At 63.4% G+C, this 22,387-nt stretch carries 27 protein-coding genes; 14 read left to right on the top strand and 13 right to left on the bottom strand.

Annotation, left to right across the window (positions count from 1 at the left end; genetic code table 11):
- Positions 1–99 precede the first annotated feature (99 nt).
- Positions 100–1,278, top strand: coding sequence for an MFS transporter (locus RPF88_RS00700; protein WP_027162085.1), 1,179 nt, complete (start codon positions 100–102; stop codon positions 1,276–1,278).
- A 21-nt stretch (positions 1,279–1,299) separates the two neighbouring features.
- Here the strand turns inward: RPF88_RS00700 and RPF88_RS00705 are convergent, their stop codons facing one another.
- Complete coding sequence (locus RPF88_RS00705) at positions 1,300–1,758, bottom strand: MarR family winged helix-turn-helix transcriptional regulator (protein ID WP_024504123.1); 459 nt, start codon at positions 1,756–1,758, stop codon at positions 1,300–1,302.
- A 210-nt stretch (positions 1,759–1,968) separates the two neighbouring features.
- Here RPF88_RS00705 and RPF88_RS00710 point away from each other — a divergent pair, with 210 nt between their 5' ends.
- Positions 1,969–2,763 carry an SDR family NAD(P)-dependent oxidoreductase gene (locus tag RPF88_RS00710; RefSeq protein WP_013530115.1) on the top strand — a complete coding sequence of 265 codons (795 nt, stop codon included), beginning with the start codon at positions 1,969–1,971 and terminating at the stop codon, positions 2,761–2,763.
- A 235-nt stretch (positions 2,764–2,998) separates the two neighbouring features.
- Here RPF88_RS00710 and RPF88_RS00715 read toward each other — a convergent pair whose 3' ends face one another.
- Positions 2,999–3,598 (bottom strand): LysE family translocator, encoded by a 600-nt coding sequence (locus RPF88_RS00715; protein WP_027162084.1) that lies wholly within the window; start codon positions 3,596–3,598, stop codon positions 2,999–3,001.
- 98 nt (positions 3,599–3,696) lie between these two features.
- Here RPF88_RS00715 and RPF88_RS00720 point away from each other — a divergent pair, with 98 nt between their 5' ends.
- The gene (locus RPF88_RS00720) at positions 3,697–4,566 is read left to right on the top strand and encodes a LysR family transcriptional regulator (RefSeq protein WP_027162083.1); all 870 of its coding nucleotides are present in this window, start codon (positions 3,697–3,699) and stop codon (positions 4,564–4,566) included.
- A gap of 79 nt (positions 4,567–4,645) precedes the next feature.
- On the opposite strand, the gene RPF88_RS00725 is transcribed toward RPF88_RS00720, so the two are convergent.
- The 3 genes from RPF88_RS00725 to RPF88_RS00735 form a co-directional block, all read right to left on the bottom strand.
- Entirely contained in the window at positions 4,646–5,296 is a 651-nt protein-coding gene (locus tag RPF88_RS00725; RefSeq protein WP_027162082.1) for a dihydrofolate reductase family protein, read from the bottom strand.
- Positions 5,297–5,398: 102 nt separating this feature from the next.
- Positions 5,399–6,247: a protein-L-isoaspartate O-methyltransferase family protein gene (locus tag RPF88_RS00730; protein WP_164919884.1), complete on the bottom strand. Its 849-nt coding sequence runs from the start codon at positions 6,245–6,247 to the stop codon at positions 5,399–5,401.
- Between the two features lie 87 nt (positions 6,248–6,334).
- A complete protein-coding gene (locus RPF88_RS00735) occupies positions 6,335–7,699 on the bottom strand; it encodes an Nramp family divalent metal transporter (protein WP_013530120.1) in 1,365 nt (454 codons plus the stop codon).
- A gap of 235 nt (positions 7,700–7,934) precedes the next feature.
- On the opposite strand from RPF88_RS00735, the gene mntR reads away from it, so the two are divergent.
- The 4 genes from mntR to RPF88_RS00755 all read left to right on the top strand — a co-directional run bounded on the left by mntR (position 7,935) and on the right by RPF88_RS00755 (position 11,203).
- Positions 7,935–8,384 (top strand): manganese-binding transcriptional regulator MntR, encoded by a 450-nt coding sequence (mntR, locus tag RPF88_RS00740; protein WP_024504117.1) that lies wholly within the window; start codon positions 7,935–7,937, stop codon positions 8,382–8,384.
- 89 nt (positions 8,385–8,473) lie between these two features.
- Complete coding sequence (locus RPF88_RS00745; protein ID WP_013530122.1) at positions 8,474–8,662, top strand: hypothetical protein; 189 nt, start codon at positions 8,474–8,476, stop codon at positions 8,660–8,662.
- 198 nt (positions 8,663–8,860) lie between these two features.
- Positions 8,861–9,781 (top strand): KPN_02809 family neutral zinc metallopeptidase, encoded by a 921-nt coding sequence (ypfJ, locus tag RPF88_RS00750; protein ID WP_027162080.1) that lies wholly within the window; start codon positions 8,861–8,863, stop codon positions 9,779–9,781.
- Positions 9,782–9,937: 156 nt separating this feature from the next.
- The gene (locus RPF88_RS00755; protein WP_027162079.1) at positions 9,938–11,203 is read left to right on the top strand and encodes a TCR/Tet family MFS transporter; all 1,266 of its coding nucleotides are present in this window, start codon (positions 9,938–9,940) and stop codon (positions 11,201–11,203) included.
- Between the two features lie 73 nt (positions 11,204–11,276).
- On the opposite strand, the gene carA is transcribed toward RPF88_RS00755, so the two are convergent.
- The gene (gene carA / locus RPF88_RS00760; RefSeq protein WP_013530125.1) at positions 11,277–12,494 is read right to left on the bottom strand and encodes a glutamine-hydrolyzing carbamoyl-phosphate synthase small subunit; all 1,218 of its coding nucleotides are present in this window, start codon (positions 12,492–12,494) and stop codon (positions 11,277–11,279) included.
- Positions 12,495–12,770: 276 nt separating this feature from the next.
- Here carA and RPF88_RS00765 point away from each other — a divergent pair, with 276 nt between their 5' ends.
- Positions 12,771–13,220, top strand: coding sequence for a GatB/YqeY domain-containing protein (locus RPF88_RS00765; protein WP_013530126.1), 450 nt, complete (start codon positions 12,771–12,773; stop codon positions 13,218–13,220).
- A gap of 127 nt (positions 13,221–13,347) precedes the next feature.
- Positions 13,348–13,638, top strand: coding sequence for a hypothetical protein (locus RPF88_RS00770; protein WP_063172881.1), 291 nt, complete (start codon positions 13,348–13,350; stop codon positions 13,636–13,638).
- Between the two features lie 61 nt (positions 13,639–13,699).
- On the opposite strand, the gene RPF88_RS00775 is transcribed toward RPF88_RS00770, so the two are convergent.
- Positions 13,700–14,272 (bottom strand): TetR/AcrR family transcriptional regulator, encoded by a 573-nt coding sequence (locus tag RPF88_RS00775; protein WP_013530128.1) that lies wholly within the window; start codon positions 14,270–14,272, stop codon positions 13,700–13,702.
- Positions 14,273–14,408: 136 nt separating this feature from the next.
- Between RPF88_RS00775 and RPF88_RS00780 the strand changes: the two genes are divergently transcribed.
- Entirely contained in the window at positions 14,409–15,113 is a 705-nt protein-coding gene (locus tag RPF88_RS00780) for a DUF4336 domain-containing protein (protein WP_337121470.1), read from the top strand.
- On the opposite strand, the gene RPF88_RS00785 is transcribed toward RPF88_RS00780, so the two are convergent.
- Positions 15,076–16,041: a LysR family transcriptional regulator gene (locus RPF88_RS00785; protein ID WP_013530130.1), complete on the bottom strand. Its 966-nt coding sequence runs from the start codon at positions 16,039–16,041 to the stop codon at positions 15,076–15,078. The two genes, RPF88_RS00780 and RPF88_RS00785, sit on opposite strands and share 38 nt — an antisense overlap.
- Before the next feature lie 101 nt (positions 16,042–16,142).
- Between RPF88_RS00785 and pcaD the strand changes: the two genes are divergently transcribed.
- The 3 genes from pcaD to RPF88_RS00800 all read left to right on the top strand — a co-directional run bounded on the left by pcaD (position 16,143) and on the right by RPF88_RS00800 (position 17,738).
- Positions 16,143–17,045 (top strand): 3-oxoadipate enol-lactonase, encoded by a 903-nt coding sequence (pcaD, locus tag RPF88_RS00790; RefSeq protein WP_337121473.1) that lies wholly within the window; start codon positions 16,143–16,145, stop codon positions 17,043–17,045.
- Positions 17,046–17,219: 174 nt separating this feature from the next.
- A complete protein-coding gene (locus RPF88_RS00795; RefSeq protein ID WP_013530132.1) occupies positions 17,220–17,465 on the top strand; it encodes a hypothetical protein in 246 nt (81 codons plus the stop codon).
- Between the two features lie 57 nt (positions 17,466–17,522).
- The gene (locus RPF88_RS00800; protein ID WP_013530133.1) at positions 17,523–17,738 is read left to right on the top strand and encodes a hypothetical protein; all 216 of its coding nucleotides are present in this window, start codon (positions 17,523–17,525) and stop codon (positions 17,736–17,738) included.
- A 62-nt stretch (positions 17,739–17,800) separates the two neighbouring features.
- Here RPF88_RS00800 and RPF88_RS00805 read toward each other — a convergent pair whose 3' ends face one another.
- Entirely contained in the window at positions 17,801–18,241 is a 441-nt protein-coding gene (locus RPF88_RS00805) for a DUF2267 domain-containing protein (protein ID WP_027162072.1), read from the bottom strand.
- A 300-nt stretch (positions 18,242–18,541) separates the two neighbouring features.
- Here RPF88_RS00805 and RPF88_RS00810 point away from each other — a divergent pair, with 300 nt between their 5' ends.
- Positions 18,542–19,156, top strand: a complete 615-nt coding sequence (locus RPF88_RS00810) for a hypothetical protein (protein WP_337121476.1) — start codon at positions 18,542–18,544, stop codon at positions 19,154–19,156.
- A gap of 33 nt (positions 19,157–19,189) precedes the next feature.
- On the opposite strand, the gene RPF88_RS00815 is transcribed toward RPF88_RS00810, so the two are convergent.
- The 4 genes from RPF88_RS00815 to RPF88_RS00830 form a co-directional block, all read right to left on the bottom strand.
- Positions 19,190–19,879, bottom strand: a complete 690-nt coding sequence (locus tag RPF88_RS00815) for an NADP-dependent oxidoreductase (RefSeq protein WP_337121477.1) — start codon at positions 19,877–19,879, stop codon at positions 19,190–19,192.
- Entirely contained in the window at positions 19,839–20,120 is a 282-nt protein-coding gene (locus RPF88_RS00820; RefSeq protein WP_337121478.1) for an alcohol dehydrogenase catalytic domain-containing protein, read from the bottom strand. The genes RPF88_RS00815 and RPF88_RS00820 overlap by 41 nt, the downstream gene beginning before the upstream one ends.
- Positions 20,121–20,332: 212 nt before the next feature.
- A complete protein-coding gene (locus tag RPF88_RS00825; protein ID WP_337123834.1) occupies positions 20,333–20,689 on the bottom strand; it encodes an SPW repeat protein in 357 nt (118 codons plus the stop codon).
- 576 nt (positions 20,690–21,265) lie between these two features.
- The gene (locus RPF88_RS00830) at positions 21,266–22,243 is read right to left on the bottom strand and encodes a murein L,D-transpeptidase catalytic domain family protein (protein ID WP_224674923.1); all 978 of its coding nucleotides are present in this window, start codon (positions 22,241–22,243) and stop codon (positions 21,266–21,268) included.
- Positions 22,244–22,387 lie beyond the last annotated feature (144 nt).

The raw sequence follows: 22,387 nt of genomic DNA on the forward strand, positions 1-22,387 counted from the left end.
GGGCTGTCAGGAAGGTTCAGCTATTTTTCCCTGGCTTCATTGACATGATGCCCTGTTATGTCCAATTGTTCAATAACTTTTGAACTAGGACATCCCGCCATGGACAAGCGCCTCTTCTGGCTCGCGCTCGGATCGTTCACGATCTCGACCGAAGGCTTCGTCATCTCCAGCCTTCTGCCCGACATCGCGGCGGATGCCGGCATCTCCATTCCGCTGGCCGGCACGCTGATTACCGCCTTCGCGCTCGCCTATGCGGTCGGCACGCCGATCCTGGCGACGCTGACCGGCGAATGGGACCGGCGCCGCGTCATCCTGTGGACGCTGGTGTTCTTCGTCATCGGCAACATCGCCGCCGCCTTGAGTTCCTCCTTCGAACTGCTTCTGGTCGCGCGCATCGTCATGGCGCTGTCGTCGGGCCTGTTCGCCGCAACCGCGCAAGGCACGGCGGTGGCGCTGGTCGATGATCATCACCGGGCGCGTGCCATCGCCGTCGTCGTCGGCGGCACCACTGTGGCCGTTGCGCTCGGTGCGCCGCTCGGCGCGCTCGTTGCCACCGTTGCCGGCTGGCGCGGCACCTTCTTTGCCATCGCCGGCCTTGGCGCACTTGCAGGCGCGATCCTGTGGTACCGGCTGCCGCAGGGCATCGTTGGCACCAGGCTGCCCTTGAAGCGCAGGCTGGCGGCAGCGCTGCGTCCAGGCGTGATGCCGATCCTGTTGACGACAGTGCTGGCGCTGATCGGCGCCTTCACCGTCTTTGCCTATGTCGCGCCGCTTGCCATCGAGGGCGGCGGTCTCAGCCAGATCGCGCTGCCCGGCATGCTGCTCGCCTTCGGCGTCGGCGCCGTCATCGGCAACATTGGCGGCGGCCAGGCCGCCGACCGGTTCGGTGCGACCCGCACCGTCGGCTGGTCGCTGGCGCTGAGTGCCGGCATGCTGGTCTTATTGTCGGTCATCCCGACCTTCCTGCCGCACCATATTGCCGGGCCGGCGCTGATGGCGATGATGGTGCCGTGGGGCATCGTCGGCTGGGCGTTCCCGCCGGCGCAGGCGAGCCGCATCATCAAGCTGGCGCCCGATGCCGCCCCGATCGTGCTGTCGCTCAACGCCTCGGCGCTCTATCTCGGCGTGGCGCTGGGTGCCGTGGTCGGTGGTGCCGTGCTGCGCTACGGCGCGCCGGCCGATCTCGGCCTGGTGGCCGCGATCTTCCCGATCGTCGGGCTTGGCGTCGTGGTCGCCGGCCGCTGGGCGGCTCGGCCTGTAGAAATGCCTGCCGAGTAGAGTCTTTGGCAAACGCTGGCCTTAGGGCGTGGCCGGCGGCAGATCAAAATCCAGCGCGGCGATCTCATCCAGAGCCGCGCGCAAATCTTCGGCCTTGTCCTTGCCGACGACATCCTCGAAGCGCTGCTGGGCGATTTGCCACAGTTTCATCGCTTCCTCGATCTTGTCCAGGCCCTTTGGCGTCAGTCGTACACGCTTGACGCGGCGGTCCTCCGGGTCGGCGAAGGTCTCGACATAGCCGTCGCGGATCAGCGGTTTCAGCGTATGGCCGAGCGCCGACAGGTCCATGATCAGCGACGTGGCGATGGCGCCCATCGCCGGCTCATCGCCCATATGGATCTGGTAAAGCAGGCCCTGCTGCGTCGCCTTGAGGCCTGACGGCTCCACCACATCATCATAAAACTTGCCGAGCTTGCGCGCCGCGCGGCGCAGCGCGGCGTTGTTGCAGAGCGTGAGGCCGGGCAGGCTGTCCTTTGACATGATGGTCCCTGGCGCCGGGGAATGAGGCCCGGCTGCTCCCCTCAAATAATCCCCGCCCGTCTCATTGACAAGATAGTGGCATATGCCTACTTCACGATTAGTGGTATATGCCACTAAATCAGATCAAGCGGCTTTCCGACAGCGCGGCAGATGCCACGGTGCCGGGGGTCATTCGAAACGAACAAGATCAGTTGAAGAAGGAACAGGACAATGAGTGGACAGGGCAACAAGGGCACGGCGGTCGTCACCGGTGCTTCGTCGGGCATCGGCGCGGTCTATGCCGACCGGCTGGCGGGGCAGGGCTACGATCTGGTGCTGGTGGCGCGGCGCGCCGACCGGCTGGAGGAACTGGCCGGGAAGCTGCGCCAGACCTATAGCCGCAAGGTCGGCGTGATCAGCGCCGATCTTGCAAACGACGATGATGTGCGCCGCGTCGAGCAAGCTGTAACAGCCGACGAGAGCATCACACTGCTGGTCAACAATGCCGGCATCGGCGGCCAGGCCGTCGTGGCCACCGCCGATGTCGACGCGGCCGAGCGCATGATCAAGGTCAACACCATCGCCTTGACGCGTCTAACCCGCGCCGTGCTGCCGGGGCTTTTGGCACGCAACCGCGGCGGCATCGTCAACATCGCCTCGGTGCTCGCCTTCGACACCTCCTTCGGCGGCATCTACAGCGGCACCAAAGCTTATGTGGTCAACTTCACCGAAGCCCTGCACCGTGAGGTCGAGGGCACCAATGTGAAGGTGCAGGTGGTGCTGCCGGGCGCGACCCGGACCGATTTCTGGGAACTTGCCGGCACCGATATCGCAAACGTTCCGAAGGAGATCATCATGACCGCCGACGACATGGTCGATGCCGCACTTGTCGGCTTGGCCAAAGGCGAGGCGGTCACCGTGCCCGCGCTTGCCGATGCGGCCAAGCTCGACACATTCCTCGGCGCCCGGCAAGCCTTCTACGGCAGCCTGCACGCCGACAAGCCGGCGGCGCGTTACGGGGTTTGACGGTTGAGAGGCTGGTTCGCTTTGCGAACCAGGACCCCCAGCCCGCTGCTTCGCAGCGACTTGCCGGGGCGAGCCACGGGTCTCGCCCGCCTTCGGACCCCCACAAGGGGGAAGGTTAGGGGCGCGCGCCACCCTCCTTGAGGCTTGGAAAAGGCGCGCTCCCTACCTCCCCCTTGTGGGGAGGTCGGACCGAAGGCCCGGGTGGGGGGCTGGCGCGGGTTTTGGCTTGAGCGCTTTACACCGACCGCCACATCGGAATGATCGAGGCGGCCAGCACCAGCGCCAGCACGACGTTGAGCGCGCGCCATTGCCACTCGGTCTTGAGCAGCCGCGCCAGCACCATGCCGGCCACGCACCACAGTGAAAGCGAGGCGGCGGCCGCGAGGCCGAAAGTGGCGCCGAGCAGCAGCGCGAGCTGCATCGGTCCGCTGGCCAATGCCGCGAACGACGCCGCGGCGCCCAGTCCCATCGCCCATCCCTTCGGGTTCATCCATTGAATGCCGGCGCCGCCGAGAAAGCTGTTCGGCCTGGCCATGGTTACATCCAGATTAGGCGGTCCGCTGCGGCCGATCTTGATCGCCAGCCAGACGAGATAAAGTGAGCCGGTGACCTTCATCGCCAGTTGCAGCGAGGGCACGGCGAGCAGCAGGCCGGCGAGCCCGGCGGCGGCGGCGCTCGTCACCGTGGCGAGGCCGGCGGCGCTGCCGATCAGCAGGGGTACGGAACGGCGAAAGCCGAACTGTGCGCCCGATGCCGTCGACAGGGTCGTGGCGATGCCGGGCGTGGTGGTGGCGACGATGGCAAACAGGATGAGCGGGAAAATGGGCTCGAGCATGCGGCGTCCTCGGTGGGAGGGCTGCCATCGTAGCCGCGCACGAACTTCAGTAAATGCAATGTTTGCTATGGTTGACATTAGCAAGCATAATGCCAACCATGATCCGAAATCTCGACATGGCGCTGATCCGCACCTTTATCACCGTCGCCGACAAGGCCAGCATGACAGCGGCGGCCAATGCACTGCACCTGACGCAAGGTGCTGTCAGCCAGCAGGTCAAACGGCTGGAGGAGGCGTTCGGCTCGAGCCTCTTCGAGCGCGACCGGCGCGGCTTGCGGCTGACGCGCGCCGGTGAACAGCTGTTCGGCAGGGGCAAGCGGCTGCTGGCCTTGAATGACGAGATTTGGGCCGAAATGGCTGGGACACCGGTGGCCGGCCAGGTGCGGCTCGGCGTGCCCTACGACCTTGTCGGCACCTTGCTGGCGCCGGTGCTGAAGACCTATGCCGAGACCTATCCGCAGGTCGAGATATCGCTGGTCTGCGCCTCGTCGCCAGAATTGACTGCTGCCCTTGCGGCCGGGACCATCGAACTTGCCGTGATCGAGGAATGCGCCGGCCCGTCGGCCGGCGAATGCCTCGTCGTTGACCGGCTGGTCTGGGTCGGTGCCAAGGGCGGCGTTGCCCGCGCCAAGCGGCCGCTGCCGGTCTCGATCGTCGCCGACACCTGCGCTTTCCGGCCGGCTGTGCTGGCGGCGCTCGGTGAGCATGGGCTGGAGTGGCGCACCGTGTTCGAGAACGGCAACATCGACGCGACGACCGCGACGGTGCGCTCCGACCTCGCCGTCACCACCTGGCTGGCCTCCACGGTGCCAGCCGATCTCGACATATTGCCATCGGAGTCCGGCCTGCCGCCGCTGCCGAATTTTGCCATCAACCTGCATCTGCCGAGGCATGGGGTAGGCCCCGCGGCGCAGGAATTCGCACGGCATATACGGGAAGGGCTGGCGCGGCGACCAGTCGCTGCTTGAAGCTTCTCAGAACTGGGGTTCCTCTCCCCCGTCGCTCTCCCCCCTCCGGAGGGAGAGGAAAGGTGCCAAGGCCGTCCCGCTACTTCCAATTCCTGCGCCGCTCGAGCTCGGCTTCCGACGGCTCTCCCGTGACAAACGACCCGACCTTGACCTCGCCCGCGCGTTCGTAGGTCGCCATGATGACGCCGGTGCCGGTTGCCTGCGACTTGATGAGCTTGAAGGCGGCCGGGATCGCGCTGTCGCCGAACAGCCGCTTGCCCTTACCCAGCAACAGCGGGAAGACCATCAGCCGGATCTCGTCGATCAGCCCGTTGGCGAGCAGCGTTTGGATCAGGTTGCCCGATCCCTGGATGAGCAGGTCGGGTCCATCCTCCTGCTTGAGGCGGCGCAACTCCGCAACGATATCAGGGCCGAGCGATTGCGTGTTCTGCCAGGTGAGGGTGTCGGGCCGATGCGTCGCGACATATTTGGCCGCAGGGTTGAAGGCATCCGCGATCGGATCTTTCTGATATGGCCAGTAGGCGGCGAAGATATCGTAGGTCCTGCGGCCGAGAAGCAGGGCGAAAGGCTTGGAGAACAGTTCATCCATCGCCGCGCCCCCCGCCTCGTCGAAGTAATGGAAGGTCCAGCCGCCGAACTTGAAGCCGCCGACCGGATCCTCTTGCGGGCCGCCGGGCGCCTGCATGACGCCGTCGAGGCTGATGAATGTCGCAGAGATGATCTTTCTCATTCCAATGCTCCCGTTCTTCGGTCCACGCCGTCGTGGCGGACTTCAGCCCAAGGACGGGCGACGAGCCACCGGTCCGACAGGACAGGACGAAATTTTGGAAAATCACCGTTGCTTGCGAGGCTCGGTGTGGAGATTTTCCGACGAGAACCAGACATCGCCTGATATGGCGGTGGCGGTGTCGTCCGGCGCCCTGTCCTGCGCCAGCCAGATCGAGCGGCTGCGCGCGGCCTGCTCGCCGGTGGGGATCATCGCCGCGGGGTCCGCGACCGAGGCGCCGACACAGGGAATGAACCACGACCGCATGAACGGATCGCAGGCGAAGCCTTTTTGCGTGCGTGTCACCATCACCGCCAGCGGGACGCGCTCGGCCGGCCGCCAGGGAAAGATCATGCGGCCGCCTGGCCGCAGCGCCTTCAGCCATCCGGCCGGGGGCGCTGCGACCCCGGCATTGACATAGATGATGTCGGATGGCGGCAGGGGCGTCGTCACGGCATCGCCATGGACCACCGTCGCATTGCCATAGGCTTCGAGATTTTGACGCGCCAGATCGGCCAGCTTCTCGTCGAGTTCGAAAGCGGTGACGATGCCGCCTGGCGAAACCAGCCGGGCCAGCACGGCGGTGTAGTAGCCGGTGCCGGCGCCGATATGGCAAACCGCCTCACCGGGTTTCGGTTCAAGCTTTCCAATCCACATGGCGTGCAGGAATGGCTCGCCATTGTTGATGCCCTTGTCGTCGTCGAGCGCCACCAGCACGTTCTGATAGATATGAGCCGGATCGGCGCTCGGTGTTGTGACCTTGCCGTTGCCGGCGACGACCGTCCACGGCCCGGGACCGAGAAACGCTTCGCGCGGCACGTCGGCGAAAGCCGCTTCCAGACGTGGGTCGGGCGAGCCGGCATTGGCGGCCAGCAGCCGCGCGTAGAATTTCCTGATGTCTTCGATCCGGGTCATGATGCCGGAAAACATAGCGCGGATTGCCGATTTGTCGCGAGGCTGCCCCCTGCGCAGAGGGCAGCCGGTTTCCAGGCGAAGCGGAACTCAGCCGACCCCGAACATGGTGTCGTAGAGCAGCTTGAAGTTGAGCACCAGGATGATCGCGGCGACCACCCAGGCAAGGGCTGCGACGCCGCGCGGAATGGCGAGATTGCCCATCTTCTTCTTGTCGGAGACGAACTGCACCAGCGGGACGACCGCGAAGGGCAGTTGCATCGACAGGATGACCTGGCTGAACACCAGCAACTGGCCGGTGCCCTTTTCGCCATAGAGCGCGGTGACGACCACCACCGGGATAATGGCGAGGCCGCGCGTCAGCAGCCGGCGTGCCCAGTTGGGGATGCGCAGGCGCAGGAAGCCTTCCATAACAATCTGGCCGGCGAGCGTGGCCGTCACCGTCGAGTTCAGGCCGGAAGCCAGCAGCGCCACCGCGAACAGGATCGAGGCGATGCCGAGGCCGAGCAGTGGCGACAGCAGCTCGAAGGCCTGGCCGATCTCTGCGACGTCCTGGTGGCCGGTGTTGTGAAAGGCGACCGCGGACACGATCAGGATCGAGGCGTTGACGAACAAAGCCAGCATCAGGGCGATGGTCGAGTCCGTCGTTGCCCATTTGATGGCGTCGCGCTTGCCCTTGTCGGTGCGTTCATAGGCGCGGGTCTGCACGATCGAGGAGTGCAGATAGAGATTATGCGGCATGACGGTGGCGCCGATGATGCCGATGGCGATGTAGAGCATCGCCGGATTGGTGACGATTTCCGACGACGGCACGAACATGGCATGCAGGATCGAACCGGCCGGCGGGGCGGCGACGAAGATCTGGATGGCGAAGCAGCTGAAGATGATGATCAAAAGCGCGATGACGAAGGCTTCGAGATAGCGAAACCCCTTGTTCATCAGGAGCAGCACGAGGAAGGCGTCGAGCGCCGTCAGCATGGCGCCGCCGATCAGCGGAATGCCGAACAGAAGCTGCAATGCGATCGCGGTGCCGATGACTTCGGCCAGGTCGCAGGCGATGATGGCCAGCTCGCAGGCGATCCACAGCACGAAGTTCACCGGCCGGGGATAATAGGCCCGGCAGGCTTGGGCGAGGTCGCGGCCGGTGGCGATGCCGAGCCGTGCCGCCAGCGCCTGCAAAAGGATCGCCATCAGGTTGGACAGCATGATGATGAACAGCAGCGTGTAACCGAACTGGGCGCCGCCGGCGAGGTCGGTCGCCCAGTTGCCGGGGTCCATATAGCCGACCGAGACCATGTAGCCGGGACCCATGAAGGCGAACAGGCGACGGAACCAGACGCCCGAGTTCGGCACGGCGATGGAGGAATTGACTTCGCGCAGGCTGGGCTGCTCGTCCTCGTCGGGCCTGGCGAACCGCCATGAGGAACGGGAGGCTGTGGCTTCGGCTTCGGACATGAAGGATGGCTTTCCGCGAGACTGAACGATGTTGCCTTAAGCTATGCCATGGCTCAACATTATGCAATATGCTATATTTCATTGTCGTTGCTTTTTATCCGGCTGGCGGTCATCGGGTGAAACGGCAATCGGAAGCCCCGGTTGCACCTGTTGCGGAATGCAAATAAACGGCCTGAAGAATCAGAGCCCGTGCTATGAAAGCATGGATGGCAAATAGTCCTGGGAGGAGCGCGTATTGGTGCTGAAGAACAGACCAGTTCCGCGCGAGCCGCTGCTCGACGCCGAAATTCATTCGGAGGGCTTCCGGCAGCAGCGCGAAGCGCGCCGCAGTGCGTTGGTCGAGGATTATGTCGAACTGATCGCCGACCTGATCGAAGACGGCAACGAGGCGCGTCAGGTCGACATCGCCGCACGGCTCGGTGTCGCGCAGCCGACAGTGGCCAAGATGCTGACCAGGCTGTGCGCCGACGGTCTGGTGTCGAGAAAACCCTATCGTGGCGTGTTCCTGACCGAAGCCGGCCGCAAAGTCGCGGAGGAAAGCCGCATCCGCCACCAGACGGTGGAAGCTTTCTTGCGCTCGCTCGGTGTCAGTGCGGAGACGGCGCGCATCGATGCCGAGGGCATCGAGCACCATGTCAGCGCCGAGACGCTGGAAGCCTTCCGCAAGGCGATGACGGCGCGCTGAGCGCCAGAGTTCCCGCGTCGCCGGAACCGTCGCACGCCAGACACGTTTGCACCAGATCCGTGCGATTGGCGCGCGAAAGGGAGGAAACGATGGGCATCGAACAAACGCCGGCGGCAAAGGGCAAGCAGGCAGCCGAGGGACTGAAACAGGCGGCGGCCAGGGATGAGCGCAAGACCGAAGCCGAAACCGGCCATCCGCTGAAAAAGGGCGCGGCGCGTTTCGAGGAGCGTTCGAAGAGCTCCGACGGCAAGAGCGCCGGCGCCAAGCAGGAAGATTAGCTCTCTGTCGGGCTTACGTGATCGGCGTAGGCCACGGGGACGATTGCAACGCCGAGCCGCTCGCCACAACGAACTTGGCCGCAAGGCAACCCGTGTGGCCAAAAAGGCCATCGAAAAATGCTGTGACTTGGCGCAACCGTTGGGATAATTGTTTGTCGCCCCGGAGCAACGGGGAGGTTTGCTGCACGAGGAGTTGCCATGCTCTGGAAGGGCCGTCGTCAGAGTGACAATATCGAGGACGACCGCAGCGACAGCGGCGGCGGCGGACTCGGCGGCGGCGGTGGCCAGTTCCGCATTCCGATCGGCGGCCGCACCGGTGGCGGGGGCAGCATCTTCCTCGTCATCCTGGTGGTGCTGGCCGGATGGTATTTCGGCTTCGATCCTTCGACGATCCTGGGTGGCGGCGACGGCGGCCTGCTGCCGGGCGGCGGCGGCCAGATCACCGACAACAGCGGCCAGGACAGCGGCACCGCCCCCGCCAATGACGAGATGAAGCAGTTCGTGGCGACCGTGCTGGCCGAGACCGAGGACACCTGGACCGGCATCTTCAAGTCGCAGGGATTGACCTACGAGGATCCCAAGCTGGTGCTGTTTTCCGGCCAGGTCCGTTCGGCCTGCGGCTTTGCCTCCGCGGCGGCCGGACCGTTCTATTGTCCCGGCGACCACAAGGTCTATCTGGACATGACCTTCTTCCAGCAACTCGACCAGCAGTTCGGCGCTTCGGGCGAATTTGCCCGCGCCTATGTGATCGCGCATGAAATCGGCCATCATGTGCAGAACCTGACCGGCATCATGTCCAAGTTCAACCAGATGCGGCAGAGCATGGGCGAGGTCGAGGCCAACCAGATGTCGGTGCGAATCGAGCTTCAGGCCGACTGCTTTGCCGGTGTGTGGGCCCACTACACCGGACAGAAAGGCATATTGGAGCAGGGCGACATCGAAAGCGCGCTGAACGCCGCCAAGCAGATCGGCGACGACACGCTGCAGAAGAAGATGCAGGGCTATGTCGTGCCGGAAAGCTTCAACCACGGCACCTCGCAGCAGCGGCAGACCTGGCTGGCGCGTGGTTACAAGAGCGGCAAGCTGTCGGATTGCAACACGCTGAGTGGGCCGATCTGACCAGACCGTTGTCGAGCTTCACCTGCCGGCGATGCTGCCGTCAGGTGGTGTCAGGATGAATAGATTCGGCCTGTTCCTGCATTGTTCCTTTCCGCGAGCTCGCCTATAAGGTGCGTCCGCCTGCGCCTGAGGGCGAGCAGAGGAGCTTGATCCTGCATGATCGACCCCAAAACCGCCAGACGGGGCCTTGCGCTCGTCTTCACCACGCTGCTGCTCGACATTATCGGTTTCGGCATGATCATGCCGGTGCTGCCGGCCTATCTCCGGGAATTGACCGGGGTCAGCATCAGCGGCGCGGCGATCGAAGGCGGCTGGCTGTTCTTCGTCTATGCGGCGATGCAGTTCTTCTTCGCGCCGATCATGGGCGGCTTGAGCGACCGGTTCGGGCGGCGGCCGATCCTGCTCGCATCGGTGCTGACCTTCTCCATCGACAATCTGATCTGCGCCGTCGCCTGGTCCTACCCGATGCTGTTCATCGGGCGCGTGCTGGCCGGCATTTCGGGCGCCAGCTATTCGACGACATCGGCCTTCATCGCCGACATCTCGAACGATGACAATCGGGCTAAGAATTTCGGCCTGCTCGGCATCGCATTTGGCGTCGGCTTCGTCATCGGGCCGGTTCTGGGCGGGCTGCTCGGCACGTTCGGGCCGCGCGTGCCGTTCTATTTCGCCGCCGGGCTCGCCTTCGTGAATTTCCTCATCGCGTTGTTTTTCCTGCCGGAAACGCTCGATGACAAGCACCGCCGCCGCTTCGAGTGGAAACGCGCCAACCCTGTCGGCACGCTTCTGCAGATGCGCCAATATCAAGGCATCGGCTGGATCGGGCTTGTCTTCTTCCTGATGACGCTCGGGCATATGATGTATCCGGCGGTCTGGTCGTTCGTCTCCAGCTACCGCTATGGCTGGAGCGAGCAGCAGATCGGCTTCTCGCTCGGCGCCTTTGGCCTGTGCGGCGCGATCGTCATGGCGACGGTGCTGCCGCGCGTCATCCCGAGGCTTGGCGAGTGGAAGACGGCGGTCATCGGCCTGACATTCACGGCAGCCAGCGCCTTCGGCTACGCCTTCGCGTCGCAAGGCTGGATGATCTATGCGGTGATCGTCGTCGGCTGCCTGGAAGCGCTGGCCGACCCGCCGCTGCGGAGCCTCGCCGCCGCCAAGGTGCCGCCTTCGGCGCAAGGCGAACTGCAGGGCGCGATGACCTCGATCTTCTCGATCACCTCGATCATCACGCCGCTGCTCTACACGGCGATCTTTTCCTGGTTCACCGGGCCAAGCGCGCCGGTGACCTTCGGCGGCGCGCCCTATCTGCTGGGAGCGTGCTTCCTGACGCTGGCGGTCATCGTCTTTGTGACGAAAGTTGCGAGGCCGGCAGCGCGCACGAATGTCGCCACCGATGTCGCTGAGGATGGAGCACAGGTGTGAGTCACAACCGCATTGCGCTCACCAGGGAGCGCCATCCCGGCAGGGCAATGAGGGGCGGCGCTACCGGATCGCGCTAAGCCCGTTCGGCCAGCAATTCCTCACCGCGCTTTTCGCGGATCAAATTGACGAAGCGGCGGAACAGGTAATGCGAATCCTGCGGGCCGGGGGAAGCCTCGGGGTGATGCTGGACCGAGAACACCGGCCGGCCGGTCAGCGTGATGCCGCAGTTCGAACCGTCGAACAGCGAGACGTGGGTTTCCTCGACGCCTGATGGCAGCGAGTCGGCATCCACGGCAAAGCCGTGGTTCATCGAGACGATCTCGACCTTGCCGGTGGTGTGGTCCTTGACCGGATGGTTGGCGCCGTGATGGCCCTGGTGCATCTTGGCGGTCTTGCCGCCCAGCGCCAGCGCCAGCATCTGGTGGCCAAGGCAGATGCCGAACACCGGGATGTCGGTCTTCAGCAGATCCCGGATGACCGGAACGGCATAGTCGCCGGTGGCTTCCGGGTCGCCGGGGCCGTTGGAGAGAAAAATGCCGTCCGGCTGCATGGCGAGGATTTCCTCGGCGCCGGACTTGGCCGGCACCACGGTGACCTTGGCGCCGAGGCCGGCGAGCAGGCGCAAGATGTTGCGTTTGACGCCGTAGTCGATGGCGACGACGTGCATTGTCGGTTCGATCTGTTCGCCAAAGCCTTCGTTCCACACCCAGGGCGTCTCGCGCCAGACCGAGGACTGGCCCGAGGTGACCTCCTTGGCGAGATCGAGCCCGATCAGGCCCGACCATGCGGCGGCGCGGCGCTTGAGATCGTCGATGTCGAACACGCCATCGGGCGCATGCGCGATGACGGCGTTGGGCATGCCCTTTTCACGGATCAGCGCGGTGAGCGCACGGGTGTCGATGCCCGACAAAGCGACGATGCCGCGCTTCTTCAGCCACTGGTCGAGACCAGTGCCGGCGCGGTAGTTGGACGGGTTGGTGACATCGGCCTTGAACACGGCGCCGACGGCGCCGGCGCGAGCGACCGGATTGAGATCCTCGATGTCCTCGTCATTGGTGCCGATGTTGCCGATATGCGGGAAGGTGAAGGTGACGATCTGGCCGGCATAGGACGGATCGGTGAGGATTTCCTGATAGCCGGTCAGCGCCGTGTTGAAGCAGACTTCGGCGACAGCGGAGCCGGTGGCGCCGAGACCGCGACCTTCGATGACGGTGCCGTCGGCCAGCACCAGAAGGGCGGTCGGCTTTTCCGTGGCCCAAGCGGGGGTCAAGGCGGGCGTCATCTCGGCCATGCGGCACTCCTGTCAGGCCGCGCGCTGCAACCGGCCCGGCGGGCCATCTGCGCGGCAAACGGCGCGAAGCGGCGATTTCGCGGCTTCCACGCAGTCAAATTTCCGTTCATGCAAGGCCCAGTACATAGGGGAAGGGGGCAGGGCGGTCAATGATCATGCGAAATGCCGCCATATTTTATTTCGCCTAGCAAAATCAGTGGCTTGCCTCGGCACATCAGAGTTTGCCTTGGCTCGCCCGCGGCGCTATTGTCCGCGCCGATCGAAGGAGAATGCACCATGCGCGGCAAAATCGCCGAATCCCTGAAGAGCGCGATGAAGGCGCAGGACAAGCACCGGCTGCCGACATTGCGGCTGATCCAGGCCGCCATTCACGACCGCGACATTGCCAATCGCGGGTCAGGCAAGGAGCCGGCCAGCGACGAGGAGATCCTGCAGATCCTGGCCAAGATGGTGAAGCAGCGCGAGGAATCGGCCAAAGCCTTCGATGACGGCAAGCGGCCGGAACTGGCCGCGCAGGAGCGCGGCGAGATGGAGATCATCCGCACCTTCCTGCCGACGCAACTGGACGATGCGGCGGTAACCGCGGCGGCGCGCGAGGCGATCGCCGCGACCGGTGCGGCCAGCCAGAAGGACATGGGCAAGGTGATTGCCGCGCTGAAACAGAAATATGCCGGCCAGATGGATTTCGGCAAGGCGAGCGGCATCGTCAAGGGTCTGCTGCAGTAGGGTGCTGCTCATCTCGTCGCTTGGGTGGCCGACCGGGCGGAATCCAGATCCGTCCGGAATCCAAGTCCAGGAATTGGAACCCGGATAGCGCCGAGATGTTTATCCGTCATGCAACTGGAGAGATGCCATGACTGAGAACGAAACCCGCTATGAAACCGGTGCGACGAAATATCCGGCAAAGACCGGTGCCGACGCTTCCGATGAATTCTCCCAGGATGCGGCCGCCAACGAGAAGCCTGCCGGCGGAATAGGGCTCACCCGCCGGATGGGCGAAGTGGAAGACCGCACCCGCCAGTCGGAGGGACAAAACCCGCCAAGACAAGTCACGCCGAGCGCCGCAACCGAAAAGACGTCCGGGGCCGGCCCCGCTATCGCGGAGCGTTCAAAGGACGCCAAGGCTCCGAAGAGCAGCCAATGAAGCGAAGGCCGGGAGCACTCCTGCGGCGCTTTGGAGATCGGCGGACAAGTGGTTCGCGTAGTTAGCGTTTGCCGATCCCTTCAACGACGATGCGGATGAGGTGCCTGATCTCGTCCTCGCTGAATGACCCGGCCGAAAGCGCCGAAAGCATCGCCTGGCCGTATATTCCAAGCAGGACCAGCGCCATGAAATTGGCATCGTCATCCCTGCGAATGACACCTTGCCGTTGGCCGAGCACCAGAAGGTCCCGGACCAGGCGCTGGAATGAGGGCCGGTCGGGCGGCGGCTGCAGGGACGGACGCTCGGCGGGGGCAAGAGCCAGCCTGGCAAGCGAGGGATTGGCCAGGCACCAGCCGGCGCTGTCGAGAAAGACTGTCTCGAGCATGACGAATACATCTTCGTTCGCCGCCATGCGGGCGCGGTAGGCGGCATCGCCCGCCTCCACGCGGGCGATGAGCCGCAACGCGATTTCTTCTTTCGAACTGAACAGATTGTAGACCGTTTTGCGGGTCAAGCCGGCGCGCGTCGCGATCTCCTCGACCGAGGTGTTGGCAAACCCCATCTCCCGAAACGCCAGGTCGGCGGCATCGAGGATGAGGCTTCGCGACCGTTCGGTCCGCTTTGGGGTTGTCATTTTTATACCCTAGTGTAAATTTACACATATGTAAATTTTTGCTGCGTGACCGCCGCATTGCGGCAGCCGCCAATCCCGCGAAGGGTCGACCGTGGCGCATCGGAATTCAAGCGGCTCTATGGGAAGCAATGTGCAAATGGCTGGTAGTCTCAAGGAATTCGGCCTTGGGATCTGGATTGCGGATGGTCCGATCGTCACGGCGGCCGCCGGCTTTCACTATCCCACGCGTATGGCCGTTATCGGATTGTCCGGGGGCGGTTTGTTCATCTGGTCACCGGTAGAGCTCACGAACGAGCTGCGCGCCGATGTGGACGCTCTGGGCGTGGTGCGCTTCCTGATCCCGCCCAATTCGCTTCACCACGTGTTTCTCGCTGACTGGCAGCGCGGCTATCCCGATGCCAAGGTCTATGCGCCACCCGGCCTGCGGGAAAAGCGCCGAGATATCCTCTTCTGCGGCGAGCTCGGCGATGCGCCTGCCGCCGACTGGGCGGACGATCTCGACCAGGTCGTCGTGCGCGGCAACAGGATCACCACCGAGATTGTCTTCTTCCACCGCGCAAGCAGGACAGTGTTGTTCACCGATCTGATCCAGCATTTCCACGCCGGATGGTTCAAGGGCTGGCGGGCGCTCGTAGCCCGGCTGGATCTGATGGTGGCCGCAGAGCCCTCAGTGCCGCGAAAATTCCGCGCCGGCTTTACCGACCGGCGCGCCGCGCGTGCCGCTCTTCAACGCATACTGGCATGGCCGGCCGAAAGAGTGCTGATGGCGCACGGCGAACCAGTGACGGAGGACGCTCAAACGTTCATCCGTCGCGCTTTTCGCTGGCTGGTTGGCCGCTGACTTCCTCGGCGGATTTCGGCGCTTCGAGCACACGGCGCAATGCCGGCGCTTCCTGCTGGATATGATCCCACAGCCGGTTCGCGATCGGCCCATGCGGCCGGTCGCGGCGGCGCGCCACCACCAGTTCGTCGGTGCGGCCCGGCAGATGACGGCCGGCAATGGAGTGCAGGCGTCCGTCCTGCAGTTCTTCCTCGATCAGGAAGCGGGGCAGGTGGCCCCAGCCAAGGCCCTGCAGGATGATCTCCTTCTTCATGCCCTGGTCGGCGACGAGGCATTGCGGCGCGCCTTCGATCAGCGAATAGTTTTGTTGTGGCGAATGGCGGGCGCTGTCGCGCATGACGCATTGGGTGAGTGCCTGCATCTGGTCCGGGGTGATCGGCTGCTCGATACGCTGAGGCAGAAAGCCCGGCGCCACCACGGGAATGAAGGACACCTTGCACAAATCGACCCATTCCACCCGCGCATCGCCCTTGTCGACCCAGTGCAGGATCAGGTCGGCTTCGTCGTCGAAGAGACGCTCCCATGGGCCGCCCACCGCTTCGAAATGCAGATGCAGGCGCGTGCCGGGCAACTGTGCGAAGAATCGCCCGAGCATGCCCAGCACCTGCGGGCGCGGGCACAGGTCGCCGATCACCACATGGATCTCGCTTTCCTCACCCATCGCCAACTGGGCGGCATGGACGCGCAAACCGTCCATCTCGCGCAGCAGCGATAGCGCTCGGCGGTGGAACGACAGCCCGGCCTCGGTCGGACGCACGCGATAGCCGCTGCGATCCAAAAGGACGAGGCCGAGCTGTCGCTCCAGCTTGGCGACGGCGGCGAACACCGCGGGGTGCGAGCGATACAGCATGGCCGCCGCAGGCTGAAAACCGCCGGTGCGGACCACCGCATCGAAGCATTGCAGATCGTGCAGGGTGAATTCGGCCATGTCAGTTTTTGTTACAGAGATTGTCTTATCTTTGTAATATCAACAAAATCGCTCCACAGCTAGGCTCTGTCTCGTTCAACGTTCCAGAAGGAATCTTCATCATGAATGAGCTGAATTTCGTCACAACGGGCGACGGCACGCGCATCGCCTACCGCTTCGACGGCGAGGCAAGCAAGCCGGTGCTGGTGCTGTCGAATTCCATCGGCACCACGCTGCACATGTGGGATGGGCAGGTCGGCGAATTGTCGAAGCATTTTCGTGTCCTGCGCTACGACTTTCGCGGCCATGGCGGATCGAGCGTTCCGGTCGGCGCCTATTCGCTGGACCGGCTTGGCCGCGACGTCATCGAGTTGCTCGATGCGCTCGACCTGCAACGCGTACATTTCCTTGGCCTGTCGCTCGGCGGGTTCGTCGCGCAGTGGCTCGGCATCCACGCGCCCGAGCGGATCGACCGGCTGATCCTGAGCAACACCTCGTCCCATCTGGCGCCGGCAAGCTATTTCGACGAGCGGATCGCTGCGGTGCGCCAGGCGCCGGACATGTCGGAAACCGCCGAGACGTTCCTGAGCAACTGGTTCCCCGCGTCGCTGGTTGCCGCCAACGAGCCTGTGGTCGAAGACTTTCGCGCCATGCTGCTGGCTATCGACCCGCAGGGCCTGGCGGGTCTGTTCGCGGCGGTTCGCGACGCGGACCTTCGCCGCACCGTGGCACTGATACCCCGGCCGACGCTGGTGATCGCCGGTCGGCACGACACGGTGACGGCAGCCAGCCACAGCGAGCTGATCGCCGCGACGGTACCCGGCGCGAAGCTGGTTGTGCTGCCTGCGGTCCATCTGTCGAACATCGAATATCCGGCAGAGTTCATCCAGGCTGTCATCGATTTCTGCGCGGAGCCGAGTGCCGCGACGGCAAAGGCATCCGGCACCAGCCCGGCGGTTGCCGAGCGTTCAAAGGACGCTGCGGTTCACAAGGGCGGACGCCAGCCGGAGCCTGCGTCAATGTGAGCGCCGGGCCGAGCCGAGCCATCTGGCGAGAAGCTTTTCAACGCCTTTCGGAACGATCCCGTCACCTTGCCATTATCAGCACGAAGGCAGGCTCGGCCAGGCAAACGCCGACCTTAGAGACGGTCGGCGACGCACCACTTTCGGGCGCCGACACGAACACGCCGGAGGAAAGCGATGACTGGACGCAAAACCCACGATCAACAAATTCGCATCATTGAAGAGCGGGAAAACACAAAAAACGCCGGCAAGGATTTTGATGCCGAGGCGGATCTGAAACGATCAGCGGCGGAACGCGAAGCACTGCGCAAGGGAGCGGACATGAGGACCGATACACCGGACCTCGTCGATCCAGACGACCGCAACATGCTTCGCGGCAAGAATCAGGAAAGCGCCCATCACAAGAACCGTGCCGACGACTAAAGCGCGTCACGGACCAGCAACGCTCCTGGAACATTCGTCATAGATTGGAGGCAGCCCATGGCACGCGGCAGCAAGAAGCACATCGGAGCAGGTTCACAAGGAAAGGGTTCCGGCACAGGCGCCATGACCGTGACGCCAAAAGACAAGCTCGAAGAAAACAAGGTTCTGTCCAATCGCGACAAGGCACAGCATTCCAAAGAACGCGGTTTGGACTCCAGGCAGGTCGCGACCGAGCAGCATCAGGATCATGCCGCCAACCGTTTGCGGGACTGACGCCCGACAGGGGCGCCAGCCTCGGCCTGGCTGTCCGGGGAGCCGTCAGATTCGTACCATCTCTATTTGACACCGAGGCTTTCGGGCCAGAGCGCCTGGATTTCCTTCGGCAGCGCATCGCGCACCTTAGCCGATTGGCCAAGATCAACATGCCGTGCAAGAACTCGGAATACCGAGCGTGCTGCATCCTCGGGATCGACGGGGCGGATCGATTTCAATTCCTCGCCGATGTGCTGCGAGAAGTTTTCCAGGGAGCGCGTTTTGTCCGGCTCGGCTGCGGGCCGGTAGTGGTCGTAATAGGCGCCGCGCACCAGGAGCGGCAGTTCCGCCCCAAGTTTGGCCGCAAGCCCGATCTGCAGCCTGTCCCTTACGGTCCGCAGGACCGCGCCCAATATGTGCCATGCAATTCGCCGATCCGGACCATGATCGTCCATGATCTCGTCGAGCCAGATGTTGGTTGTCTGCAGCGTCCTGTCAAAGACATCCAAACCGGTAGCGCTCATCATCGCCTCCTCATCAAATTCATGTCTGGTTTCGAAACGATGCTCAGGGACAATCGTTTCGCTATCTATCGACAAAATTGGCTCGGCCTGTGATCCTGCTCTGCCCCGGGATCCACGATAGCGGTCTTGGTTGCGCCGGAACCCCTTCCGAAGCAGTTCGTTCCTGGGTGGGCGGCTTTGAGGAGCTGGTTGGGGGAGCGCGTCCTGAACGGATTTTTTGCGATGCCTGCAAGGAAGACAAAAACCACTGAAGGCGAGAACCGACAGCAACTCCTGCAGATGATGACGACGGAGCATTTGGTGCTGGGGACCGCCAGGGCGGCGACTATTCAGGAGGCGAATCAGCGCGCAAATTTGTTCCTGACTTCGGTATCCAGCGCCACGATCGCCCTTGCTTTCGTGGCCCAGGTGACGAGGATGGGGCTTCCTTTCATGCTGTTCAGCCTGATCCTGTTGCCGTGCCTCTACTTCATTGGGCTGGTGACATTCGTCAGGGCTGTGCAGGTGGCCATCGAAGACATGGTCCACGCCCGCGGCATGGCACGCATCAGGCACTGCTACACCGAGCTCACCCCTTCGATGGCGCCCTATCTGGTTCACTCCACCCATGACAACCAAACGGCTCTGCTGGCCGATGTCGGCCTCAAGCCAAGGCCCTGGCAAGCGTTCGCCGGAACCGCAGGGATGGTGAATGTCGTCAACGGTGCCATCGCCGGTGTCTTTGCCGGCGTGATGCTCAAGGTTGTCGTTGGCTCGACGGCCAGTCTCGCCGTGACTGTCGGCATTCTAGCTTTTGCGGTGAGCAACTGGTGCCTGTGGCAACATCACAGGCGCAGTTGGGCAAGCGCGGAACACAAGCTGAAGGTGCTGTTTCCAAACGTGCCGGACAGCGACGGCAAGGCGCGGATCGGATAACCCGTTCGAGAGGGGCAGGAGCATCAACTCGCGCTAGGCGGAAACCTCAAGCACGATCTTGCCACGCACATGCTCATTTTCCAGCCGTTCTTCCGCTTTGGCGACCTCTCCAAGCGGGTAGGTGGCTTGCACGAAGGGGGTGACCTTGCCGGCCTCGATGAGGCGGCCGATCTCGGCAAGATGCGCCGCATTCGGCTCGGCCAGGTAGGAGACGCCACGCGCCCGACGCAAGTTTGCCTTTTCCTGCGACGGTTGGGAAAGCGTGGAAACGAGCGTCCCGCCAGGCTTGAGCACCTCCCAGGAGCGCTCCTGCGTGTCGCCCGCGACAAGATCGAACACCAGGTCGACCGCATCGACGACCTCTTCGAAACGCTGATTCTTGTAGTCGACCGTCTGATCGGCGCCAAGCTCACGCACGAAAACGACGTCCTCGGCGGAAACGGTTGTCGCGACGAACGCGCCCGCGGCCTTGGCCAGCTGGATCGCCAGATGACCGACGCCGCCGGCGCCGCCATGGATGAGAACCCGTTGTCCGGATTTGAGGCCGCCATGATCGAAAAGGCCTTGCCATGCGGTGATGCCGGCAAGCGGCACCGCCGCGGCTTCGACATGGCTTAGACGATCCGGTTTGGCAGCCGCCTCCGTCGCCTTGACCACGACATATTCGGCATTGCCGCCCCGGTCATGACCAAGCATCGCAAACAACGGATCGCCCTTCTTCAACGTATGCGCCCGCGTACCGCATATTTCCCACCGTGCCGGATACGTCGCCGGATACGTCGCGCCCGAGCGTGACCGGCAGGGTCTCGCTCACCGACCCTTCGCGGGTCTTGTAGTCGATCGGATTGACGCTTGCGGCGCGGACCCTGAGCACAACCTCGTCGTCAAGGGGCTGAGGCGAGGGGACCTGATCGATCGAAAGAACCTCAGGTCCGCCAAAAGCGTGGATGCGGATTGCTTTCATGTCGGCATACCTCCTGTTGTCTGGCTTTCGGCGACGCTGTCTGCAGGGCTGTCGTCAGCGGCTGTGCAGCCGAGGTTGCGGCGGCAGGCACGCTGGCCTCCCGGCGGGCCACCGTCAGATGATTTTCCACCATCATCGGCGACCCAGCGGGATGCCAATTTGTCGGCGGCCAATCCGTCACGATCAGGCCGCCGCAAGGACGCCCAGTCCTGCTAGGCCGTAGACTGCGTCGGCGGGTTCTGGTTCATCATCCACAGCTCGATCGCAGCCAGAACCGCGACCAGAACGCCGATTACAACATGCACGCCCATGGCTGTGGTTGCCTGGAATCCAAGCACCCAGGGAGACACGACTACCCAAAGACCCACAACGAGGTTCAGCCATTCCTCCCAGACAGCAAAGGCGAAGAGGGCGGCAACCGAAAGCACGACAATCACGATGCCGCTGCCTATGGCATTCTGGGACTGTGTCCCCGCCGCGAAGGCGAATATCCATGGAGAGAAGAAGAGAATTGCTCCGAGGACCAGATTTGCTACGTCACAGAGCTTGGCGTTTGACCATTGGTTCATGATTTTCTCCATCAAGCGTGCTCTCCACGCTTCCGAAGCTCAATCGGTGGCCTTGAAACCGTCGGTCACATGGCGGCAAGGCTACAACCAGACTTGCTGGCTTTCTAACTGGAGAGCAGGCCGTTGGTTCCAACCAATCGGCCTGGACACGGCACCGGGAACTCTCCTCGCCGGGAGCATTCAGCCACTCCCGATCCGTTCGCGACATACAACGCGGCGGGAAGGTGCGAGGCGCAGGCGATTACCCATGTCTCGATCATAGTCGTCACCCGGAGCGCCAGTCCTCGAAGAAGACGTTCAATGTAAGCGTGATGTGTTCGCGTTCTGGCAGCCTTCTGTGCCGCTTCCTTCCTGCCGCGGGTGCCCTTGGTCCGGCGGCGGCCGCCCGCGCCATGGGCGCGCGTTGTCTCTGGGGACCATCGCGCCGAGGTTACAAATGAACCTATCCCAGCCTTTGGCTACCGACATCGACGACGCGCGGGGAGTCAGACGCTGCCAAACCTCGGAGATCGGGATCGATACCGGTTCACGACGGGTTGCTGATCAATGCGCATGGTTCGCATGCCGAAGCGGACGTCACGGCTGCGTGCAAATCGGCACTGGCTGCGGCGGCGGTGCCGGATGATCCTTCCTGTATTGGGCGATGATCGGCTCGAGGGTCTTTCGCGGCCAGAATTTCGGTGTGCCGATTTCCTTCAGGCAGGACGCGTTCCAATAGGTGCCCGGCTGTGAATGGTTGGCTGCGACCGCGGCGATGTCGCGCGATTCCGGGTAGATGTAGAGCGTCGTCGGATTGTCCTTGACCATCGGGATAATCTGCTGCGCATCCGCCGGCGACCAACTGGTGCAGCCATTGCTGCGACCGCCGGCATAATCCACCAGCTTGCCGAACGGTACGAAGCCGTCATGGTCGGCATGCGAGCTGTTCGGATTTTTGCGCAGGCACAGGCCGTGCAGCACCTGGGCTGCGTGGCCGCCGATCACCCGCTGCCTGGCGTTCGCGGCTTCGCCTTCGCCGTCGAACTGGATGAAGGTGCGCTGGAAAGCCACGTCCCGTTTCGCACCGGTGCGGTAATAACCCTTGAACGAGGTTTTCGCCTCGCGGGTCATATAGGCGCCGCCGGCCGTCAACGATGAATCCATCGCATTGCCGAAGTTCCTAGCGCACCGCTTGCCGTTCGAAAAATCGACGACGCCCTTCAGATTCCGCCCGCTGCCATGACCCGACGAAATCGCGCGGAAGGACTCGCTGGCCTCGCAGATGACGTAGTAGCGGCGGCCGAGCACGCCATTGCCCAGATCGCTGGGGCGTGTCGCATCCATGGCGAAGTAGCAGGGGTTCTTGACGGCCCCTTGGGCGACCTTCTTCCGATAAAGCGCGCGGGCTCGTTCGAGGACAATTTGTGAGATCTGGCCGTCGCTGTTGCCGACATGGGCCTGCAGCCAGGCCGGAACGTCAGATGATGCGGCAAAGGATCGAGCCGACACCGTTACGGCGATGACGGCGACGAAAAAGCTGGCGACGACGCCCAGACAAACAGATCTCAACCGCACGGATCAATTCTCCTGTCGAAGCGAATGGCTATTTCTTGCGGTATTGCCGCGAGAATCGATCATAGATGGCCTCGCATTATCAGGCGAAACACATCTTGTTTAGCGTACCCGCATGAAGATCCGCAAAGCAGGTCGATGCATGCA

Source organism: Mesorhizobium sp. ISC11 (assembly GCF_037162595.1).
In the GTDB taxonomy this organism is placed as follows: domain Bacteria; phylum Pseudomonadota; class Alphaproteobacteria; order Rhizobiales; family Rhizobiaceae; genus Mesorhizobium; species Mesorhizobium ciceri.

Coding starts and splice junctions, on each gene's coding strand:
- RPF88_RS00700 (WP_027162085.1), top strand. CDS start 100: ATGGACAAGCGCCTCTTCTGGCTCGCGCTCGGATCGTTCACGATCTCG.
- RPF88_RS00705 (WP_024504123.1), bottom strand. CDS start 1,758: ATGTCAAAGGACAGCCTGCCCGGCCTCACGCTCTGCAACAACGCCGCG.
- RPF88_RS00710 (WP_013530115.1), top strand. CDS start 1,969: ATGAGTGGACAGGGCAACAAGGGCACGGCGGTCGTCACCGGTGCTTCG.
- RPF88_RS00715 (WP_027162084.1), bottom strand. CDS start 3,598: ATGCTCGAGCCCATTTTCCCGCTCATCCTGTTTGCCATCGTCGCCACC.
- RPF88_RS00720 (WP_027162083.1), top strand. CDS start 3,697: ATGATCCGAAATCTCGACATGGCGCTGATCCGCACCTTTATCACCGTC.
- RPF88_RS00725 (WP_027162082.1), bottom strand. CDS start 5,296: ATGAGAAAGATCATCTCTGCGACATTCATCAGCCTCGACGGCGTCATG.
- RPF88_RS00730 (WP_164919884.1), bottom strand. CDS start 6,247: ATGACCCGGATCGAAGACATCAGGAAATTCTACGCGCGGCTGCTGGCC.
- RPF88_RS00735 (WP_013530120.1), bottom strand. CDS start 7,699: ATGTCCGAAGCCGAAGCCACAGCCTCCCGTTCCTCATGGCGGTTCGCC.
- RPF88_RS00745 (WP_013530122.1), top strand. CDS start 8,474: ATGGGCATCGAACAAACGCCGGCGGCAAAGGGCAAGCAGGCAGCCGAG.
- ypfJ (WP_027162080.1), top strand. CDS start 8,861: ATGCTCTGGAAGGGCCGTCGTCAGAGTGACAATATCGAGGACGACCGC.
- RPF88_RS00755 (WP_027162079.1), top strand. CDS start 9,938: ATGATCGACCCCAAAACCGCCAGACGGGGCCTTGCGCTCGTCTTCACC.
- carA (WP_013530125.1), bottom strand. CDS start 12,494: ATGGCCGAGATGACGCCCGCCTTGACCCCCGCTTGGGCCACGGAAAAG.
- RPF88_RS00765 (WP_013530126.1), top strand. CDS start 12,771: ATGCGCGGCAAAATCGCCGAATCCCTGAAGAGCGCGATGAAGGCGCAG.
- RPF88_RS00770 (WP_063172881.1), top strand. CDS start 13,348: ATGACTGAGAACGAAACCCGCTATGAAACCGGTGCGACGAAATATCCG.
- RPF88_RS00775 (WP_013530128.1), bottom strand. CDS start 14,272: ATGACAACCCCAAAGCGGACCGAACGGTCGCGAAGCCTCATCCTCGAT.
- RPF88_RS00780 (WP_337121470.1), top strand. CDS start 14,409: ATGGCTGGTAGTCTCAAGGAATTCGGCCTTGGGATCTGGATTGCGGAT.
- RPF88_RS00785 (WP_013530130.1), bottom strand. CDS start 16,041: ATGGCCGAATTCACCCTGCACGATCTGCAATGCTTCGATGCGGTGGTC.
- pcaD (WP_337121473.1), top strand. CDS start 16,143: ATGAATGAGCTGAATTTCGTCACAACGGGCGACGGCACGCGCATCGCC.
- RPF88_RS00795 (WP_013530132.1), top strand. CDS start 17,220: ATGACTGGACGCAAAACCCACGATCAACAAATTCGCATCATTGAAGAG.
- RPF88_RS00800 (WP_013530133.1), top strand. CDS start 17,523: ATGGCACGCGGCAGCAAGAAGCACATCGGAGCAGGTTCACAAGGAAAG.
- RPF88_RS00805 (WP_027162072.1), bottom strand. CDS start 18,241: ATGAGCGCTACCGGTTTGGATGTCTTTGACAGGACGCTGCAGACAACC.
- RPF88_RS00820 (WP_337121478.1), bottom strand. CDS start 20,120: ATGAAAGCAATCCGCATCCACGCTTTTGGCGGACCTGAGGTTCTTTCG.
- RPF88_RS00825 (WP_337123834.1), bottom strand. CDS start 20,689: ATGAACCAATGGTCAAACGCCAAGCTCTGTGACGTAGCAAATCTGGTC.